The sequence below is a fragment of the Parendozoicomonas sp. Alg238-R29 genome (genome assembly GCF_947331445.1).
Lineage (GTDB): Bacteria > Pseudomonadota > Gammaproteobacteria > Pseudomonadales > Endozoicomonadaceae > Sansalvadorimonas.
The window spans coordinates 22937-41906 of sequence record NZ_CAMZOG010000037.1 but is presented as its reverse complement, the minus strand read 5'-3'; the positions used below and the strand labels follow the sequence as shown (position 1 = coordinate 41906).

Sequence of the window (18970 nt, the reverse complement as noted above, 5' to 3'; positions counted from 1 at the left end):
CCCGGCAAAGCGCCAAAGCCACCGGAACCAGGTGCAGGGGACAAAGACCAGGTCAACCTGACAGACGACGAATCTCGTATTATGCCCACTGCCGGTGGTGCATTCGAACAAGCCTACAATGCCCAGGCGTCTGTAGACATCGGGAGTGGTCTGATCGTGACACGTCATGTGACTCAGGCACCGAATGACAAAAAAGAAGTTGAGCCAACACTCAGACAGTTACGCATACTGGCCCCCGTGCTTGGAAAAGCTGAGGGGTTACTGGCCGACACGGGCTACTTCAGCGAGGCTAATGTCTGCGCTGTGGATAAAGAAGAACTGACACCCTACATTGCTATAAAACGGGATGAGCACAACCCGCCCCCCTTGCAGCGTTTCCAGCCGGACCCGCCAGTCCCGGATGATGACGCCAGCGCTTTGGAGTGGATGCGCTGGCGCTTGCAGACACAAGAAGGGCGAGCCATCTACAGCCGACGAAAATGCACGATAGAGCCCACCTTCGGAATACAGAAGGAGGCAATGGGATATCGGCGATTCCTGGTGCGGGGACTGGAAGTGGTCTCGAAAGAGTGGGATCTGGTCTGCCTGACATTCAACCTGCGCCGAATGTTCAACCTGAAGCAAGTCGATGATAAAAAATGGCTGGCTCTGGTGCTTTATTGGCTTGTAGTCAGCCACTGTCTCATGAGGTTACGCTGGCGTTCTGTTTGAGTAAGTGACCTCTGAAGGCAGATATGAGCTCTGTAGGCCGATATGATCAAAAAGGACTCAAATGGACGGGCCAGTCCGACAGGCTGCTAGTACAGAGGGCTAAAACCAAGCCCTCTGTTTAAAAACACAAAACAAATTTATACGGCCACCACCTAAACAAGACAAACAAACCTCCCAGCACCCACCTACCACTTCGCTTTTGCGCACATACCAACTACAAACTGTCGCATATTCGAATTTATCTACGCAGCCTCCAGATTGCGCACTTTCTAAATGTTTATAAAGTGCACAGCGCACCCGATAAGGGTTATTTTTCTTCTGGAATGACACATGCAAGCGACACAAACGGTCCAGACCGCTCGGATCAATCTCAGTGATATCCGTCAGTGGGTAACCGTTATTGGTATGATTTACCTGCTGCTTCTAGCAGTGGGCATGATTGGCACCGGCTTTAAATGGGCAGCCGGTGGCGCTGAGGGTGCACGGGAACTATTTGCCTTTGCTACCAACCCATTCATGGGGCTGATTATCGGCACCATGGCAACAGCGCTAGTGCAATCATCCAGTACCGTAACATCTATTATTGTTGGCTTGGTGGGCGGCGGATTGCCGGTATCTATAGCCATCCCCATGATTCTCGGCGTAAACATTGGCACCACCATGACAGCCACTCTTGTGAGCCTGGGCAGTCTCGGCGGTGCACGCAAAACATTCCGCCGATCTTTTGCTGCTGCAACCGTGCATGGCTTCTTTAACCTGATGGCTGTTTTTATCTTTATGCCATTGGAGATGTCTACTGGCTTTCTCGAAAAACTTTCCAGCTCGATGGCTCACTTCTTCTATGGTGACGGAAGTGCTTCCAGCATGGACATGGGCGGTTTTGATTTCGTAAAGCCCATTACCAAGCCTGTTGTACATCAGATTGGCGATATGCTGTCGTTCCTGCCTGAAAACTACGGTGGCGTAGCACTGGCTCTGCTCGGTCTTGTATTTGTATTCCTTTCTATCGGCATACTGGGTCAAACACTGAAAGTATTGATGGTTGGACGCGCCAAAGATCTGCTCCACAAAGCTATAGGTAACGGCCCAGTGAAAAGTATTGCTTCCGGCGCGTTGATCACTGTTGCTGTACAGTCTTCTTCAACAACCACCAGCCTGATTGTTCCACTGGCAGGCAGTGGCGTATTCCGACTGAAAGATGTTTATCCTTTCACCCTGGGTGCAAATATCGGTACGTGCATCACTGCCCTTCTGGCTGCCACAACAGTGTCTGGCGCTATGGCCATGCAAGGCCTGCAAATTGCCTTTGTACACCTCCTGTTTAACGTAAGTGCCGTACTGCTGATTTACTGCACGCCTCAGTTGCGTGCCATTCCCTTCCGGACAGCACGGGTGTTTGCCCAGAAGGCAAGCCGCAATAAGGGCATTGTATTTGCCTACATAATTGGTGTGTTCTTTGTGCTGCCAGGTCTGTTAATCTTCGTAACCGGCTGAATGCCAATCAAATAACTGGATAAGGAAGTAAAATGCATCAATTAAAGGCATTCAAGAAACAACGTAAAGATATAAAAATTCGCCTGAAAGCTGCGAAACGTGAAGTTAAAGCACTGGAACAAGAGCTGAAGACTCTGCGTTTTCAGGAACAGCATAAGGCTGCGGATAATCTGGAATACTGGCTGGACAAAGGTCAGAATGGCCGTGTCAGTCTGCTAGCTCGCTTAGGCAATCTGCTGAAGGCACAAAAAGCTAAAACTACGTTGTAATGCTCAAAATTAAAGCCATCGGTTTAACAATAATCGCTGGCTTTATTTTTTCCTCTGATATTTTCTTACCCCCCACGGCAATCATTCAAGTGACTTGTGTTCATTGCTATACACGGATGGCGTAGTCAAGAACGGCAAAGCGCCTTCTGGGCTACAACGCTACCTGTGCCGCAACGGCAGACAAAGCTTCCCGCTCGATTTCATCTACGGAGGGAGTTTAGACGACTACCAACTGATATACTGAACAGAGCCTTACCCTGTTTTGCGGGTTTTAAAGCAAATAATCCTGCCGTCAACGAAGCACCACATATTCGTTACGATCCTTGCACCACAAGGGGATAAGAAAACAGGTAAAGGCGCCAAGCTTGTGCGCAAAAACCCAAAAGAAAAATAAAGGTGCACTTCAATTGGCGATAGAAAAGTCACCAATGAGAAATCAAGAGCTGGATATTTGTTAAAGGAATAAACAATGTAAGCAGTAAGACTCTGGTTTTTCGTGTGCAGTTATGTCATAACGCACTCCCTGAAAAAGCATAAAAAGCGCACATTTTTTAAGCGCCGTTTTATACAACAATAACGATAAGTCTCAAGCGCAATTTTTATTAAAACAAAAGGTATGAGACTTTATTCAGATAGCGAGAGAAATATGGCGTCACCCGAGCCATCACGCATACGCTGTCAGGGGATTACCAAAACATATCCGGCGGTTGTCGCTAATGACAATGTTTGCCTGGATATCAAGGCTGGCGAAATTCACGCCCTTTTGGGAGAGAATGGCGCCGGTAAAAGCACCCTGATGAAAATCCTTTACGGTGTAACCCGACCTGACACTGGCCAGATCTGGTGGGATGGAAAACCGGTCACCATCCCCTCTCCTGCCAAAGCCAGAGAACTGGGTATTGGCATGGTATTTCAACACTTCTCTCTGTTTGAAACTCTGACTGTCACCGAGAACATTGCTTTGGGCCTGCCGGCAAAAGAAGCCCGCAACCTCAAACAGTTAGCCCGTCGTATACAACAGGTGTCTGAATATTACGGCATGCCAGTTGACCCTGATCGCTATGTTCACACTCTTTCAACCGGTGAACGACAGCGGATAGAAATTATCCGTTGCCTGCTGCAGAACATCCGTTTGCTGATACTGGATGAACCCACGTCTGTACTGACACCGCAGGAAGTTGAGCGACTATTTCACTCTCTGCGCCAGCTGGCTGACGAAGGCTGCAGCATTCTATTTATCAGTCACAAGCTTCATGAAGTTCAGACCCTGTGCCATCAAGCAACAGTTTTACGCCATGGAACGGTTTCCGGTGACTGTGATCCTCGTACAACCAGTACCCAGGATATGGCGTCGATGATGGTGGGCAGCCAAACAACGCTGGGGCAATCTTATCCTAAAGTACAAAGCTCAGAGCCATTACTCACACTGCAAAACCTGGTTGCGCAACGGGAAGATCCGTTTGGTACCGACCTCAAAGATATTTCCCTGACCGTGAATAAAGGTGAAATTCTTGGTATTGCAGGTGTTGCGGGAAATGGCCAACAGGAACTGCTGAAACTTCTCAGTGGTGAACGCCTGAGTTCTGGCGAGATGATTCATTATCAAAACAACAAACTGGATCGGCTAAATCCTGCTGCCCGGCGCAAACTGGGCATGGCTGTTGTCCCTGAAGAGCGTTTAGGCCGTGGTGCGGTGCCGGAGATGGGACTGAACGAAAATGGTTTGTTAACCGGTTTTCTGGAAGGTCTTTTAAACCGGGGAATGTTGCGCCGTAAGGCTATAGATAACTTTGCCGAGCGGGTTATTGATGAATTTACTGTGAAAACCCCATCAGTCAATGCTCAGGCTCACTCTCTCTCCGGCGGCAACCTGCAGAAATTCATTATTGGCCGGGAGATTCTGCAAAACCCTAAGTTACTGGTCTGTGCCAGCCCTACCTGGGGTGTTGATGTCGGAGCCGCCAATACCATCCATAAAGCACTGATCGCTCTACGGGACAGTGGTGCGGCGATCATTGTCATTTCTGAAGATCTGGATGAACTGTTCCAGATTAGTGACCGTATTGGCGCCCTCTGTGAGGGTGAGTTGTCTCCCATTAAACCTGTGACTGGGTTAAATCTGGAACAGGTCGGTAGCTGGATGGCTGGCGTCTTTAACGAGACGGAAAGCCAACCCCGTTCAAAAGAACAACAACAGGAGCTGGCACTGTCATGAGCTTGCTTTCTCAATGCTTGCAGAATCAATGGCTGTCGAGTTTTTCCCTGGAGCCTCGGCCGCAAGAATCCCAGCTACTTCGTTACCTCTCCCCAGTGCTGGCTATCGTACTGACCTTACTGTCGGGCGCACTGATCTTTCTCTGGCAAGGGCAAGATCCGCTGATTGGTTTACATACTTTTTTTATTTCTCCTATCAGCGACAGCTACGGCTTGGCCGAACTGGGTGTTAAGGCTGCTCCTATGTTGTTATGCGCAATAGGGCTGGCTATCTGTTACCGGGCCAACATCTGGAACATTGGTGCCGAAGGCCAACTACTTATGGGTGCTCTCGTAGGCGCCTGGGCAGCTTTGCAAGTGATGGACAGCGGCTCCAGATTTTCTCTGACCTTTGCTCTCTTGGCTGGCAGTTTTGCCGGCTTGCTATGGGCGCTGATTCCGGCAGTGTTGCGCAATCATTTCAACACCAATGAAATCCTCACCACCATTATGCTCAACTATGTCGCCCTCAACCTGCTGCTGTGGGCCGTGCACGGGCCACTGAAAGATCCAAATGGCTTTAACTTCCCGGAATCAGCACTGTTCAATGACAGTGTCACCCTGCCTATTATTCTCGAAGATACTCGCCTTCATCTTGGCTTGATGTTTGGTTTACTGGCCATGGTGGCGGCTTGGGTATTACTGAGTCGAACCTTTATTGGTTTCCAGCTGAAAGTTATTGGCATGGATGCCAGCGCCGGCCGTTTTGCCGGTTATAAAGAGAAGAAACTGGTGTACTTCGCCCTGTTGATTTGCGGTGCACTGGCTGGATTAGCAGGTGTCAGTGAAGTCACTGGTCCCATTGGCCAACTGGTACCAAGCATTTCTCCCGGCTATGGCTACGCCGCCATTATTGTTGCCTTCCTTGGTCGCCTCCACCCCGTGGGTATAACCCTTGCCAGTTTGCTGATGGCACTGGTGTATATGGGGGGTGAAATGGGCCAGATTGATCTTGGTCTGCCTTTGGCTATCGGAAGTCTGTTCCAGGGCATGCTGTTGTTTTACCTGCTGGCCTGCGATGTGCTGATTGGTTATCGCGTCCGTATCAAAAAAACGGTTGCTGCTACAGCGGCAATGCCTGCCAGTGAAGGAGCATAAAAAACATGGATATTGAACTGATAACTAATGTCCTGTTCGCCATGGTGCGCAGTGGCACACCTCTGCTACTGGTGGCACTGGGTGAAGTGGTTTGCGAAAAGTCTGGCGTTCTTAACCTGGGCCAGGAAGGCATGATGCTGATGGGCGCGGTGACAGGCTTTATTGTTTCTTTCTCTACCGGCAATCTGGCTTTGGGAGTGATTGCCGGTATGGCGGCCGGTATCGCTATGTCGGTGCTGTTTGGCGCTTTGGCTCTTGGGTTGCGTGCCAATCAGGTCGCCACCGGGTTGGCCCTGACCATTTTCGGTGCAGGTTTAAGTGCTTTTGTCGGTACCGCTTATGTCGGTAAGCCACTGACCGGTATTGAAGCCCTCCATATTCCGTTGCTGGCAGATATTCCAGTGCTGGGGCCTGTACTCTTCCAGCAGGACCCGCTGGTATACATCGCTCTGATGATACTGGCTGCTGTTTGGCTGTTCTTCCGCTTTAGCCGCCCTGGTTTAATGGTGAAGGCGATTGGTGAAAATCCGGAATCGGCCACAGCTTTAGGGTTACCAGTTCTTACGGTACGCTGGTTAGCGGTGATGTTTGGCGGAGCTATGGCCGGTTTAGGCGGGGCTTACCTATCTCTGGCATACACCCCTCTCTGGGCCGAAGGTATGACAGCCGGGCGTGGCTGGATTGCCTTGTCACTGGTGGTTTTTGCTAGCTGGCGCATAGGAAGAGTTCTTTTGGGAGCCTGGTTGTTTGGACTGGCCAGTATTATGCATCTGGTTCTGCAGGGTATGGGCTGGTCCATCTCTTCGAACCTGTTAGCCACTCTGCCCTATCTGGCGACAATTGTGGTACTGGTGATTCTGTCCAGCAACGCATCCCGGATTCGGATGATGGCACCAGTATCTTTGGGTAAACCGTTCCACCCAAGTACGTAAAGACACTGAAACAATAAAAAAACATAACAACACAACCACAAAAAAGAGCAGGTATTACATGAAAACACTGATCAAAAAGGTTGCGACAGCCGCCCTGTCGGCTGCTCTGGCCGCCTCGATCTCTGTTACCGCCCAGGCAGAAGAGAAAATCAAAGTTGGCTTCGTTTACGTTGGTCCGGTGGGTGACGCGGGCTGGACCTACGGCCACGATGAAGGTCGCAAAGAGATGCTGCATAAATTAGGTGACAAGGTTGAGGCCACCTATGTAGAAAGCGTACCAGAAGGTGCCGATGCCGAACGGGTTATCCGTAAACTTGCACAACAAGGCCATGACCTGATTTTTACAACTTCTTTCGGCTATATGAACCCAACCCTGAAAGTGGCTAAACAGTTCCCAAAAGTGAAGTTTAACCACGCCACTGGTTACAAGCGCAGCAAGAACGTCGGCACCTATGCTGCACGCTTCTATGAAGGTCGTTACGTGACTGGTTTGATCGCGGGTGAAATGACTAAATCCAATGTGATCGGTTATGTGGGTTCTTTCCCAATTCCTGAAGTGGTACAGGGGATCAACGCCTTTACTCTGGGTTTACGGGAAACCAACCCGGATGCGGTGGTAAAAGTTGTCTGGATTAACAGCTGGTATGACCCAGCCAAAGAACGTGAAGCGGCCGAAGCTCTGATCGCCCAGGGCGCTGACATTATCAACCAGCACACTGACTCCCCCGCTCCGGTTCAGGCCGCTCAAGACAAAGGCGTTCTGGCCTTTGGTTATGACACCGACATGAGCCGTTTCGGCCCAGACGCTCACCTGTCTGGCAGTTTGGTTCACTGGGGTGATTACTACACCGATGTGGCTGAATCTGTACTGAATGATTCCTGGACAGCGAAAGATATCTGGGGTGGCATAGACAGTGGAATGGTGAAGATGGCGCCTTACAACAAAAAAATTCCTGCTGACGTTGTCACTGCTGCTGAGAAAGCCCGTGCTGATATTGCTACTGGTTCATTGACTATATTTGAAGGCCCGATCACGGCTCAGGATGGCTCTGTTAAAGTGGCTGGCGGCGTGAAGCTGACTGATGGCGAGATCTTGTCCATGAACTGGTACGTTGAGGGCGTGGAAGGCGAACTGCCTCAGTAGGATTCATTACCTGACCAGAAGCCGGGCATGGTTTCTGGTCATAAGTTTCTGGTCATAAGTTTCTGGTCATAAATGGTTTCTGGTCATAAAAAGTCATCCATTATTGCCATAATCAGTTTTGTGATCACCCGTAGTACTAATTCCTTCCATTCCCATCCCTCTACGCGCACTGTGCCAAACAACTCTGCTGGCAGTGAGTTGCGGAACTCCCCGCTCAACTGAAGGCCATCAATAGAATGAATATGAGCAAGCATTACCATTGCAAACTGTGATTTCATGGTTTGCGGCAGCTGGAGCATCCCAAACTGAGCAGTGAGAGTCTCCTGTATGCCGACATCAGAATTCTCATCGATGCCTTCTTTCAATATCACAGGTGGCATCCTTTCGATCAGCCAGGATTCATTAAGAATCACCCCCTGTAATTGCTCGTAACTCTCGGCAGACATCTTCTTTTTCGATGCTGCCAGAATGGCTCCAACTCCCCTCTGCGCCTGTTCAACTGTTACAGAAAGCTCATTAACAACCGTACCAATAATATCGACTGTATCTTCAGCTACCCCATAAGGCGTTAAGAGACTTACTTGAACGGCAAGCAACATCGTAAATCCAGCCAGAACACCCTGCATCGCAGTTGAACTCATTCTTGATTAGGACGTCAAAAATAGCTCAACAACGTCATATCAGCATTCAAAATAATAAGTGTGCCCCGTTGTCAAGGGTCGGGGCTGTAATGAATTGACCGGACAACACACATCAAAAACATCCTAAAAAGGAAAATCCAGCCCTTTGAACACTTGGACAGCCAAAAGATTTTCGCCCGTGTATATCATCCCAACAGAGCGTCTATGAGAGTTCTTGAAAAGTGTGGCTACCGAGAGGAAGGCATACTGAAAAACAGGTGTTCAGAAATAATGAGTTTTACGACGAACACTCCTTCGGAATAACTGTTGTTGAATAACTGTTGTTGAATAACTCTCCCCTGTTCAATACGAAAGGAGATAGCCCGCTTTGTCTTCAATTCGGATCAAGATGAATGGTGATATCTGCATCCGGCATATGCTTCAGCAGCTGCTTCTGAACGGCCTTGCCAATATCGTGAGCCTCTTCCAGTGACAAATTGCCATCCAGATCCAGATCCAGCTGAATAACAGGTGTCACTCCAGACATTCTGGTGCGCAGATTGTGAAGATCAAGAACTTGCTCCACAGCCAGCACCTGCTCCCGGATGAGTTGCTCTTTTTCCTGATCCAGGGCCTGATCCATCAACATCTGAATAGCCTGCCAGGCCACTTTACCAACGCTGAAAATCATATAAATGGCAATCAGCATACCGATAACCGGGTCAGCCTCCGGAAAGCCAGCCGCAACCATAATTAATGCGCAAACAACACCCAGGTTTGTCAGCAAGTCCATACGGTAATGCATTGAGTCAGTTTGAATAGCCAACGACCCGGTTAATTTCACCACATGAGTCTGGTAAACAACCAAAGCCATGGTCAACGCCATAGACAAAGCCATCACCGCCAGAGCAACCTGTTTGTTTTCTATACCCCCTCCGTGGCGAATCCCATCAACAGCATGAAGAATCAGGAACAAACCGGAACCAGCAATAAAGGCTGATTGCGCAAGCGCCGCAAGCTGCTCGGCTTTACCGTGGCCATAGTTGTGATCTTCGTCGGCAGGTTTTAAAGCGATGGAAATAGCGACAAGATTAATCACCGATGCAAAAGCATCCAGTAGAGAATCCATAAAGGTAGCCAGAATACTGACTGAACCGGTCATTCCCCAAGCCACCAGCTTGGCTATCAGCAGGACAGTGGCCGTAGCGACTGACGCCCTGGATGCCCGCCGGAGCAAAATAGCTTTCTGCTGCTCGTTCAGCCCCTGCATGCCTTCCCCCATACATCTTTTATTTCAATTGTTTTGAAAACTATCTCATGCTGGCCGGCTTATGCCAATCAGCACCCACAACTACCACACTTAAATTTTATGGTGATGGCATAAACGAACGGGCATGCTCAACATACTCACAAAACAGCTGGGTACCCTTGATTATCCGAGGTGTGGGCCTGAGAAGCAGGCTGCCATCAATGGTATACACATCCCGATTCTTTACCGCCGGAATCATCGAATATTTCTTCCATTCGTTATAAAGAACATCTGTTCCAACACGGTCGGTGTGATCACCCTCAACAATCAGGTAGGGAGTGCGTGCAATAACATCTTCACGTGAAACCCTTAGTACAAGCACCGGAGCGTCGGCAAAAATATTTTCCGCGCCACACACCTTCATCACCGAAGACACCATATGATCACCATTCAGGGTCATCAGCGGATTATTCCAAACCTCCAGAAAGGTAGGGACAGTTTGGCGTTCCTGATAGGTATTGGCCAACTCATGCCACCGTCGCAAAAGTCCCTCAGCCTTTTTGATTCCAGCATCCCCCCCAGCCAGAGTGCTGAGAGCCCGCAAATCTCCTGCTATAGCTTCAACACTGCGAGGCTCAGAGTTATAAACAGGAATTTTCAGGTTCTCGAGCTGTTTTAATATTTCTGGAGAATTACCACTGGGCCAGGCCAGTACAAGATCTGGCCTGTAAATCAGGATCGCTTCCAGTGAAATTGAATTATAAGGCCCAAGGTTGGGCAGTTTATTCGCTTCTTCAGGAAAATCGCTACTGCCTGTTACTGCCGCCAGTCGGTTTCCTCCACCAGCATCAAACAGAAGTTCGGTTGCATGGGGGGCCAGGCTGACAATACGCTTTGGCAGGTCTGGCATTGAAACCTCTTTCCCGATGGAATCTATCACCGTCACAGGTTTTGCCTGAATAAAGCCAATAGATAAGCAACTCAGTAAAGCCCCAAGAAAAACGGGCAATCGAAAAAAACAGATCAAATTACTCTCCACTGGTTGCAACGCCAGCCTCAGCAAAAGTATGCATCTGACTGTGGAGCTCACAGGTCATTCGCAATAAAGGTAAAACAACGGCTGCACCACTGGCTTCACCAAGGCGCATCCCAAAATCACACAGAGGCTCGACCTCAAGATACTCCATAATCAACTGATGCCCAGGTTCCGCCGATTTATGGGCGAACAATAACCACTCTCTTACAGCAGGCAAAAGGCGACAGGCCACCAACGCAGCAGCAGTCACAATAAAGCCATCCACAAGAACGGGAACACCTCTCTGGGCACAGCGAATTACGGCACCGACAATAGCGGCTATTTCAAAGCCTCCCAGGTACCGGAGTGCTTCCAATGGTTGTTTGAGGCTTTCACTGTATTTATCGAGGGCTTTATTAATGATGTTCTGTTTGCGAATCAAACCAGCATCATTAAGACCTGTTCCCCGCCCAGCCAGATACTCCGCAGGCAGGCCTGTTAGAGCACAACAAATCGCGGCGGCTGCGGTGGTATTGCCAATTCCCATTTCACCGGCAATAAACAGATCAAGTTCATCATTCAAAAGACTGTCTATATGAGCCGCCCCTGCGGCCAGACACCAGTCGAGCTGGCTTTTGGTCAGCGCTGGCTGCTCGGTGAAATCGGCTGTACCCTGCCCGGCAGAAAAGTCATGCACCCCGGGCCACCCTAGAGGTGACTGACTGGTTCCCATATCGAGAATACTGAGATGACAGTTTTGCTCTTTGGCCAGAACAGATATAGCAGCGCCTCCATTAACAAAGTTACCGACCATCTGTGTAGTCACTTCCGCCGGGTAAGCTGAGACCCCCTGATTAACCACACCGTGATCACCAGTAAAGATCGTTATGGCAACATTATTCAGTGAAGGCTTTTCCCGCCCCTGTTGACCGGCCAGAACTTCAACCAACGGCTCAAGAATACCAAGAGACCCTGCAGGTTTTGTCAGCTGCTGTTGGCGAGCATGAGCTGCTTTGATCGCAGACTTATTTATTGTCTGGCAAGATTGCGTCAACCAGTTTAGTGGCAGATTCCCAGGTAATCCCTCAAAAAACAAACGCAGGTCCGCCAAAGAAAATGGCCAAACCAACTCTTTCTGATCGGCCTCACTCAGTATCACCGGAATCTGTTCACCATACTCTTCAATCAGTGCGTCATCATCCGCGATATCAACAATCTCAATTTCAACCGGAGATAATAGCGGCAAACGTTCCATCACCCCCCAGGCTTGTTCACAAAGATGACAACCAGATGTCGTGAGAAAGAGGACTTTGTCCATAGAACACTTCCTGTTTGATTCATGCTGCTATGCTATAAGCGTGCAGGTTTTCATTCTTTAAAAAAAGCTCGTCATAGAGCGTGAAGAACGACACTGACAGTACCGATAACGGAAAAACAGTGTCGATAACGGAAAAACAGTGTCGTGCAAAGCAGATGAAGCCCGCGTAAAATGTTTTTGAAATCATACAGCTGCATAATTATTTTAAGATCATAATTTTCAGACCATAACAAAAAGCTCAGGGGACACAGAACATGGATTTCGGCTTTTTCAATCAGCTGCTGATTATATTTTCTGTCTCTGTGTTTGCAATTGCCCTCTGTCATCGCCTGCACATACCCGACACACTGGCGTATCTGATGGTAGGCCTGGCTCTTGGGCCTACTGCTACCGGTATTATTGATTCCAGCTTCGATATCACTCTGCTTGCAGAGTTCGGCGTTGTCTTCCTATTGTTCTCTCTGGGATTGGAGTTTTCTCTTGCCAATGTGCTCGCCATGCGTCGCATTGTGTTTGGTCTGGGTGGCTTGCAGGTGATGATCTGCACGCTTTTAATCGGTTTTTGCGGATTACTGCTTGGTTTCTCTCCGGCTGGCACTCTGGTTATGGCCGCAGGCCTTTCTTTATCATCTACAGCCATTGTCTCCAAGGAACTGACACGCCGGAATGAACTCCGCTCCCGTCATGGACAGCTGACTATCGGTACCCTGATATTCCAGGATATCGCTGCTGTTTTATTCCTGATTCTGATACCTGCCCTGGCTGGCATTGGTGGAGCCAGCCTGAGCGAAACATTGTTAATCAGCCTTGGCAAAGGCATCGGTTTTATTGCTTTTATGGTGCTGGTTGGCCGGTGGATACTGCCACGCATGTTCCATGAAATTGCCCGCACCAAATCGGAAGAACTGTTTGTACTTAGTGCCATTGTTGTCTGTTTGATGGCTGCATGGCTGACCCACCTACTTGACCTCTCCATGGCATTGGGTGGTTTCGTAGCCGGCATGATGCTGGGTGAAAGTCATTATCGCCACCAGATAGAAACGGATATTCGTCCGTTCCGGGATATTTTGCTGGGCCTGTTCTTTGTATCTGTTGGCCTGATGCTCAACCTGGATCTGTTTATCTCCAATTGGTACATGATTCTGCTGGCCGCCGCTGGATTAATACTGTTTAAAGCGTCCATGATCACCATGCTGGCCTGGTTTGTTCATCACGGTCAGAAAGCCGCTATCCGCACCGGCATATCGCTGGCCCAAAGTGGTGAGTTCTGCTTTGCCCTGGTGGCGCTTGCCAATCAGCATGAATTGCTTCGCCCCAGCACCAGCTCTTTTATTTTGTCTGTGACCATTGTTTCCATGGCAGCAACACCTCTGCTGATTCGCTATAGTGGCGCAATCGCTGACCTGCTTGCCGGGCGCAAACAGGAAAAAGAACCCCATAATGAAACAGATGTTATCAGTCAGCAGACTGGCGACGTGGACCAGCATATTCTGATTCTTGGCTATGGACGTGTTGGTCAGGCTATCAGCCATTTCCTGCGGGAAGATCACCTCCCTTTTGTGGCAATAGATGATGACCCAATCCATGTACGGGAAGCCAACCGGGCTGGAGAACCGGTATTCTTTGGCGACTGTCGACGGACAGAATTACTTCATGCCGCTGGGCTAGACAGAGCACGGATGGTAGTGATCTGTATTGACAGTTCCCAAGCTGCCCAGGACACCTTGAAAGGCATTCGCTCAGTGAACAGCCGTGTTCCGGTTCTGATCAGAACCCGGGATGACAGCAAGTTGCGGCAACTGAAAGAAGATGGGGCCACACAGGTGGTGCCTGAAGTACTGGAATCCAGCCTTGTTATCGTCAGCCATGTGCTCACCATGCTTGGCCAGCCTGAACACACTATTGCCAAACGAATCCAGTCTGTTCGCCGTGAGCACTACGATATCCTCCACGGCTTTTTCTTTGGTCAATCAGAAACACTGCACACAGTAGAAGGCGACCCTTGCGAACTGCTTCATGGCGTTACCCTTCCCGATAGCGCCTGGGCTGTAGGCAAAACTGTTGGCGATATTCCCTTGAAAGGAGGCCTTGGCATTAAGCGCATCAGCCGTAATGACTCTCCTCTGAACCTGGAAGAAACATTCATTCTTCAACCTGGTGACGCGCTGTTACTGAAAGGCACCCAGCAACAGGTTGAGCAGGGAGAGAACCTGCTATTAAGGGGGAAATAACTACAATTACCGGGAATTTTCCCGGGAATTGTGTGATTTTCTTGTTTTTTCTGTATCTGAGTCTGCCTTTCTCTTGCAGGTACTCTAACCGGGTCTACGCTTTATCCTCCGCTGATTTTGTTGAGGATGTTGCCAATGTCGGGATTTCTGAGAAAAACCTTCTGTTATCCGTTATGTCTACTTTTAACCAGCTTATGGATTTCTTCAGTGAGAGCAGAGGAACCGGCTCCCACTCTGGTTGTTCTCTATAAAGACAAATCAGGAAACGTCCGTACTCAAACGGACAGTACAGGCACAACCAAACTGAACATTCGCAACGACCTGCTCAAGAATCTTGCCCACATCCACCTGGATACCAGTGAACTGGGCACAAAAACCGAAAATCTTGACTTTGACAGAAGAAAACAATCCTCTGACCTATCCCTGCCTCTCTCTTTAGGTGAAGAGTATGCCGACAGTGAAATGGATTTTGACTGGGAAGTCGTTGATCAGCGCCCACGCCGTTCCCGCCTTGAAAGCTGGGGTCGGGTACTAATCCCTATGGCTGGAGCCATCGCCGCTTTGGGTGGTATTGAATCAACGACAGGACTGCCAATCAAAATGAATGGCGACCTTACCAGGAACGATTGGTACCGCCAAAAGAACCTTGACTTTACCAGTACTAATTTAAGAATCAATATGGGTCATTATCTGGTTCTGGCCACAGTCAGCAACCTTGTGGAGGAAGTTGAAAGCACTCTCGCCAATGCGCTTGAAGATCAGAACCATCATTTAGGTGGGATTATCCCTCCTGAGTGGGCAGCAAAAGGAGCTATTGCGGTTATGTTATTTGGTGGCGGCGGCCTGAAATCCGTGGGCGACAAAGAGCATTTATCTCTTGGAAAAGCAACACAATTCTTCGCTCAGTCACAGACAGTGAAAGCTTCCAACCTTTTCTTGGGTGAAGTTCCCGGATTTATGATCGACAAGGTTGTCGGTCTGTCTCCCGAAGTCAGAAAAATTACCACAGCAGCCCTTGGTGGCGCTATGACTGGTGGCTTGTATACTTTGCTGTCAGGTTGCATTGAGGATTATGTTGGTAAAGCAACATCCGATCTGCACAGCAAAATCAGTAATGCCACTATTTTGGGTGTAAGTACTGCCACTACCCCATTTATCAAAGATTTTGTTGGCTCTTACACTGACAGCAAATCACTGGAAAACATCGGCACTCATGCGATTATTTCGTCGATTGCCCTCCCTATTGCCGGTAGCGTTTACACCATCCTTTACAAACTCGACACTAATAATAATGCAGCGCATTTAGTGAAACTGGCAGCAGGCAGTTTTGCCAAAATGGCCGGTTTCTCTCTTGGTAATCTGGTCGGTAGAGACACAATCAAACCTTATCTGGGAGACTCCAAAGCTACACCTTTAGCAATGGCTGTCAGTTATCTCTCCATCAGCTTTATCGCCAATGCGACTTTACGTTATTACGACTCGACAGGTACTATCGCGACAGGTGCTATCGATGCTACCAGCAAACATGTTGGTGCCTGGGGACCACTTGGCCGTGAATTCTTTTTAAAACTTCGTGACGGGATCTACATCTCCGCTATAGCTAACGGCACCACAGCTATTATCGAAGATATCACTCGCCGACTGGACCCCCAGGAACAGAGCATTCGTCTGAAACTCAAGGTGAAACCTGTACGAGCTTATGCCAATACGTCAGCAGCGCTTGAACACGAAGAGCTCTAAAGGGCTATTAATTTTTCGTAATCATTGAGCCGAACGCAAAACATCAGCAGCCCCTAAGACTGGATATTTTTTCAGCAGCGAGACATAGTAATTAATTAGCAGGTCACGGATGACCGGACACCACTGAGGAATTACTATGAGTCACGAACATAAACGCCCCGGCTTGCTGTCCGTGGTTCAAAGTACACTGGCGGCTGCCTTTGGCGTTCAAAGTAATGAGAAACAGAAAAAGGATTTTACTGAAGGGAGACCGGAACAATTTATTATTGCTGGCATTATTTTTACTGTGCTTTTCGTTGTCGCTTTACTGGTTATCGTTAATCTTGTGATTTAACGTTTCGACAGTAAAAAACAAGCCGGACTGCAACCCGGCTTACTTATACATGAACCTGTTACCTTTCTATTGTCCAGATACCCAGTACACCGCAATAACTACAGCCAATAGAATGAGAGCCACTGCAGAAATCGCGTCTGCCCTACTATCGACAGTCCTGTTCTCCTGATTACAACGATCGCTGCTGCCATCATTGTGAGACATGCTTTGATGAGCCATAAGCCAAACCTCAGACACTGTTTTCATTATTATTGTTCAAACAAGTTATCGTGCTCATAAAAAACCTGCAACTTTTCATCTGATCACTATCAATGCCAGCCCTTTTTTACGAACACATATAATTAGAGGTCATTGTCATATGACTAAATATTACTTTTAAGAATATAAAGGGACTGATACTTTACGCTCGCCAGACAAAGATAATTCAAAAGCCTGAATCAACCGTCCACACAAGAACAATATATGTACGTTTATAACGAAGTCGACCAGCGCGTTGTTGATGAGCGTGTCGAACAATACCGTGATCAGACCCGACGGTATTTGGCGGGTGAACTTGCGGAAGACGCCTTTCTGCCGCTCCGGCTTCAGAATGGCCTCTATGTACAACGCTTTGCCCCCATGCTCCGGGTTGCCGTGCCCTACGGCCTGATGAACACAACCCAGTTTCGCAAACTGGCCTATATCGCCCGTTTCTACGACAAGGGTTATGTTCATTTCACCACACGCCAGAATGTTCAGTACAACTGGCCAGAACTTGAAACTGTGCCTGACATCCTGACAGAACTCGCCAGCGTCCAGATGCATGCCATCCAGACCAGTGGCAACTGCATTCGTAATACTACCACTGACCCGTTTGCCGGTGTTATCCGGGAAGAAGAAACAGACCCCCGCCCCTGGTGTGAAATTATTCGCCAGTGGTCCACCCTGCACCCAGAATTTGCCTTCCTGCCACGGAAGTTCAAGATTGCCGTTACCAGCAACCCAAACATTGATCGTGCAGCCGTGCAATTCCACGATATTGGGCTGCATGTGCGGATTAATGAAGCTGGTGAAACCGGCTTCCGTGTGATGGTTGGCGGTGGACTTGGTCGTACTCCGGTTATTGGTACAACCATCTGCGAATTCCTGCCTTGGCAACACCTGCTGACTTATCTCGATGCCATTCTGCGCGTTTATAATCGCTATGGCCGCCGGGATAATAAATACAAAGCCCGCATCAAGATTCTGGTAAAAGCCATGGGTATTGATGCCTTCCGGGAAAAAGTTGAAAACGAGTGGGCATTTATCAAAGATGGCCCTGCAACATTGACTCAAAAAGAAGTTCAGCGTGTTTCTGAACACTTCATTGACCCGGTTCGAGAGCCTTTGTCCGACAACCCACAAGAACTGGCTACAGCTCTTGCAAGTGACAGCAACTTTAACAACTGGTATCAGCGTAATGTGCAACAGCACAAAGCCCCTGGCTATGCTGCGGTCACTATTACACTGAAAAATACCGGTGCGGCACCTGGTGACATCAGTGCAACCCAGATGGACCAGGTAGCCGTACTTGCTGATGAATACAGTTTTGGTGAGCTGCGCTCCACCCATGAGCAGAATCTGGTACTGTCTGATGTTCGGCAGGACAAACTGTTCGAACTCTGGAAGCAATTAACGGAATATCGCTTGGCCACTCCTAATGCCGGCCTATTACCAGATATGATTGTTTGCCCGGGTGGTGATTTCTGCGCGCTGGCAAACGCCAAATCTCTTCCTCTCGCCGATGCCATTCAGCGCAGATTTGATGATCTGGACTACCTTCACGACCTTGGCGACCTGAGCCTGAACATTTCTGGCTGCATGAACGCCTGCGCTCATCACCATATTGGCAACATCGGCATTCTCGGTGTTGATAAGAAAGGTGAAGAGTTTTACCAAGTTATGCTGGGAGGCTCTGCCGGACACGATGCTTCTCTGGGCAAAATCATCGGCCCCTCTTTCAGCCAGGAAAACATTCCTGATGTGATCGAGAAAATCCTGACTGTCTATCTGGAACAGCGAGTGGATGGTGAAAGCTTTCTGAGCGCCTATCGCCGCCTTGGTTTAAGCACATTCAAAGAGGTGGTTTATGCACGCCCAGCAGCATGAGATTCTGGTAGCATCGGAAATGGATGAAAACCTGCTAATTCTGGAAGCAGACAGCGAACTGGAAGATATTGAAAGCCAACTTGTCGAAAAAGATGACGTTGCTATTCGCTTTCAGGCATTTGCTGACGGCAGGGGTTTTTCCTTGGCTCGCCTGTTAAGAGAACGGCTTAATTATACCGGTAAGCTTCGCGCTATCGGTGACTTCCTGCCAGACCAGATGCACTATCTCGCCCGTTGCGGCTTCGACAGCTTCTCTTTACCTGAGGGTGCTAAAGCAGAAACGGCCGAGAAATGTTTGAAAGCTTTTTCTGAGGCCTACCAGATCTCCTGGGATCGTAAAGAGCCTCTGTTCAGACGCCTTTAAAAACAAACCCTGTAGAATGTTCTCTTTGTTCTGCAGGGTTATTTCTTCTCCCCCGCTTCCCACGCACGTAT

Annotated in this window: 17 protein-coding genes; 12 read left to right on the top strand and 5 right to left on the bottom strand. The window is 48.9% G+C overall.

From position 1 onward, the window contains the following. From QMA35_RS11120 to QMA35_RS11090, 7 genes are all read left to right on the top strand, one after another. Positions 1–711, top strand: a 711-nt coding sequence (locus QMA35_RS11120; protein WP_281645792.1) for a transposase, incomplete at its 5' end; no start/stop codon positions are given. Positions 712–1041: 330 nt separating this feature from the next. Beyond that, positions 1042–2205, top strand: a complete 1164-nt coding sequence (locus tag QMA35_RS11115; protein ID WP_281647222.1) for a Na/Pi symporter — start codon at positions 1042–1044, stop codon at positions 2203–2205. A 32-nt stretch (positions 2206–2237) separates the two neighbouring features. Continuing rightward, a complete protein-coding gene (locus tag QMA35_RS11110; protein ID WP_281647221.1) occupies positions 2238–2474 on the top strand; it encodes a hypothetical protein in 237 nt (78 codons plus the stop codon). Between the two features lie 646 nt (positions 2475–3120). Beyond that, entirely contained in the window at positions 3121–4689 is a 1569-nt protein-coding gene (locus QMA35_RS11105; RefSeq protein ID WP_281647220.1) for an ABC transporter ATP-binding protein, read from the top strand. Continuing rightward, positions 4686–5825, top strand: coding sequence for an ABC transporter permease (locus QMA35_RS11100; protein ID WP_281647219.1), 1140 nt, complete (start codon positions 4686–4688; stop codon positions 5823–5825). The genes QMA35_RS11105 and QMA35_RS11100 overlap by 4 nt, the downstream gene beginning before the upstream one ends. A 5-nt stretch (positions 5826–5830) precedes the next feature. Further along, complete coding sequence (locus QMA35_RS11095) at positions 5831–6757, top strand: ABC transporter permease (protein WP_281647218.1); 927 nt, start codon at positions 5831–5833, stop codon at positions 6755–6757. Positions 6758–6815: 58 nt separating this feature from the next. Beyond that, complete coding sequence (locus QMA35_RS11090) at positions 6816–7901, top strand: BMP family ABC transporter substrate-binding protein (RefSeq protein WP_281647217.1); 1086 nt, start codon at positions 6816–6818, stop codon at positions 7899–7901. Positions 7902–7984: 83 nt separating this feature from the next. Here the strand turns inward: QMA35_RS11090 and QMA35_RS11085 are convergent, their stop codons facing one another. From QMA35_RS11085 to cobT, 4 genes are all read right to left on the bottom strand, one after another. Continuing rightward, positions 7985–8542 carry a DUF2780 domain-containing protein gene (locus tag QMA35_RS11085; RefSeq protein WP_281647216.1) on the bottom strand — a complete coding sequence of 186 codons (558 nt, stop codon included), beginning with the start codon at positions 8540–8542 and terminating at the stop codon, positions 7985–7987. 373 nt (positions 8543–8915) lie between these two features. Next, on the bottom strand, positions 8916–9791 hold the full coding sequence (locus tag QMA35_RS11080) for a cation diffusion facilitator family transporter (protein ID WP_281647215.1): 876 nt from the start codon (positions 9789–9791) through the stop codon (positions 8916–8918). A 97-nt stretch (positions 9792–9888) separates the two neighbouring features. Beyond that, positions 9889–10680, bottom strand: a complete 792-nt coding sequence (locus QMA35_RS11075) for a cobalamin-binding protein (protein ID WP_281647214.1) — start codon at positions 10678–10680, stop codon at positions 9889–9891. 118 nt (positions 10681–10798) lie between these two features. Beyond that, a complete protein-coding gene (cobT, locus tag QMA35_RS11070; protein WP_281647213.1) occupies positions 10799–12103 on the bottom strand; it encodes a nicotinate-nucleotide--dimethylbenzimidazole phosphoribosyltransferase in 1305 nt (434 codons plus the stop codon). Positions 12104–12357: 254 nt separating this feature from the next. Here cobT and QMA35_RS11065 point away from each other — a divergent pair, with 254 nt between their 5' ends. From QMA35_RS11065 to QMA35_RS11055, 3 genes are all read left to right on the top strand, one after another. Next, positions 12358–14334 carry a monovalent cation:proton antiporter family protein gene (locus QMA35_RS11065; protein WP_281647212.1) on the top strand — a complete coding sequence of 659 codons (1977 nt, stop codon included), beginning with the start codon at positions 12358–12360 and terminating at the stop codon, positions 14332–14334. A gap of 207 nt (positions 14335–14541) precedes the next feature. Beyond that, on the top strand, positions 14542–16074 hold the full coding sequence (locus QMA35_RS11060) for a hypothetical protein (protein WP_281647211.1): 1533 nt from the start codon (positions 14542–14544) through the stop codon (positions 16072–16074). Positions 16075–16210: 136 nt separating this feature from the next. Then, complete coding sequence (locus QMA35_RS11055; protein WP_281647210.1) at positions 16211–16408, top strand: DUF2970 domain-containing protein; 198 nt, start codon at positions 16211–16213, stop codon at positions 16406–16408. A 66-nt stretch (positions 16409–16474) separates the two neighbouring features. Here QMA35_RS11055 and QMA35_RS11050 read toward each other — a convergent pair whose 3' ends face one another. Then, complete coding sequence (locus QMA35_RS11050) at positions 16475–16627, bottom strand: hypothetical protein (RefSeq protein ID WP_281647209.1); 153 nt, start codon at positions 16625–16627, stop codon at positions 16475–16477. Positions 16628–16870: 243 nt separating this feature from the next. Here QMA35_RS11050 and QMA35_RS11045 point away from each other — a divergent pair, with 243 nt between their 5' ends. Further along, positions 16871–18535: a nitrite/sulfite reductase gene (locus QMA35_RS11045; RefSeq protein ID WP_281647208.1), complete on the top strand. Its 1665-nt coding sequence runs from the start codon at positions 16871–16873 to the stop codon at positions 18533–18535. Beyond that, the gene (locus tag QMA35_RS11040) at positions 18516–18899 is read left to right on the top strand and encodes a DUF934 domain-containing protein (protein WP_281647207.1); all 384 of its coding nucleotides are present in this window, start codon (positions 18516–18518) and stop codon (positions 18897–18899) included. The genes QMA35_RS11045 and QMA35_RS11040 overlap by 20 nt, the downstream gene beginning before the upstream one ends. Positions 18900–18970 lie beyond the last annotated feature (71 nt).

What these genes read in the sequence shown, in the direction of transcription:
- QMA35_RS11080 (WP_281647215.1), bottom strand. Translation starts at nt 9,791, where the DNA reads ATGCAGGGGCTGAACGAGCAGCAGAAAGCTATTTTGCTCCGGCGGGCA.
- QMA35_RS11040 (WP_281647207.1), top strand. Translation starts at nt 18,516, where the DNA reads ATGCACGCCCAGCAGCATGAGATTCTGGTAGCATCGGAAATGGATGAA.
- QMA35_RS11085 (WP_281647216.1), bottom strand. Translation starts at nt 8,542, where the DNA reads ATGAGTTCAACTGCGATGCAGGGTGTTCTGGCTGGATTTACGATGTTG.
- QMA35_RS11065 (WP_281647212.1), top strand. Translation starts at nt 12,358, where the DNA reads ATGGATTTCGGCTTTTTCAATCAGCTGCTGATTATATTTTCTGTCTCT.
- QMA35_RS11110 (WP_281647221.1), top strand. Translation starts at nt 2,238, where the DNA reads ATGCATCAATTAAAGGCATTCAAGAAACAACGTAAAGATATAAAAATT.
- QMA35_RS11055 (WP_281647210.1), top strand. Translation starts at nt 16,211, where the DNA reads ATGAGTCACGAACATAAACGCCCCGGCTTGCTGTCCGTGGTTCAAAGT.
- QMA35_RS11095 (WP_281647218.1), top strand. Translation starts at nt 5,831, where the DNA reads ATGGATATTGAACTGATAACTAATGTCCTGTTCGCCATGGTGCGCAGT.
- QMA35_RS11105 (WP_281647220.1), top strand. Translation starts at nt 3,121, where the DNA reads ATGGCGTCACCCGAGCCATCACGCATACGCTGTCAGGGGATTACCAAA.
- QMA35_RS11090 (WP_281647217.1), top strand. Translation starts at nt 6,816, where the DNA reads ATGAAAACACTGATCAAAAAGGTTGCGACAGCCGCCCTGTCGGCTGCT.
- QMA35_RS11075 (WP_281647214.1), bottom strand. Translation starts at nt 10,680, where the DNA reads ATGCCAGACCTGCCAAAGCGTATTGTCAGCCTGGCCCCCCATGCAACC.
- QMA35_RS11115 (WP_281647222.1), top strand. Translation starts at nt 1,042, where the DNA reads ATGCAAGCGACACAAACGGTCCAGACCGCTCGGATCAATCTCAGTGAT.
- QMA35_RS11045 (WP_281647208.1), top strand. Translation starts at nt 16,871, where the DNA reads ATGTACGTTTATAACGAAGTCGACCAGCGCGTTGTTGATGAGCGTGTC.
- QMA35_RS11100 (WP_281647219.1), top strand. Translation starts at nt 4,686, where the DNA reads ATGAGCTTGCTTTCTCAATGCTTGCAGAATCAATGGCTGTCGAGTTTT.
- cobT (WP_281647213.1), bottom strand. Translation starts at nt 12,103, where the DNA reads ATGGACAAAGTCCTCTTTCTCACGACATCTGGTTGTCATCTTTGTGAA.
- QMA35_RS11050 (WP_281647209.1), bottom strand. Translation starts at nt 16,627, where the DNA reads ATGGCTCATCAAAGCATGTCTCACAATGATGGCAGCAGCGATCGTTGT.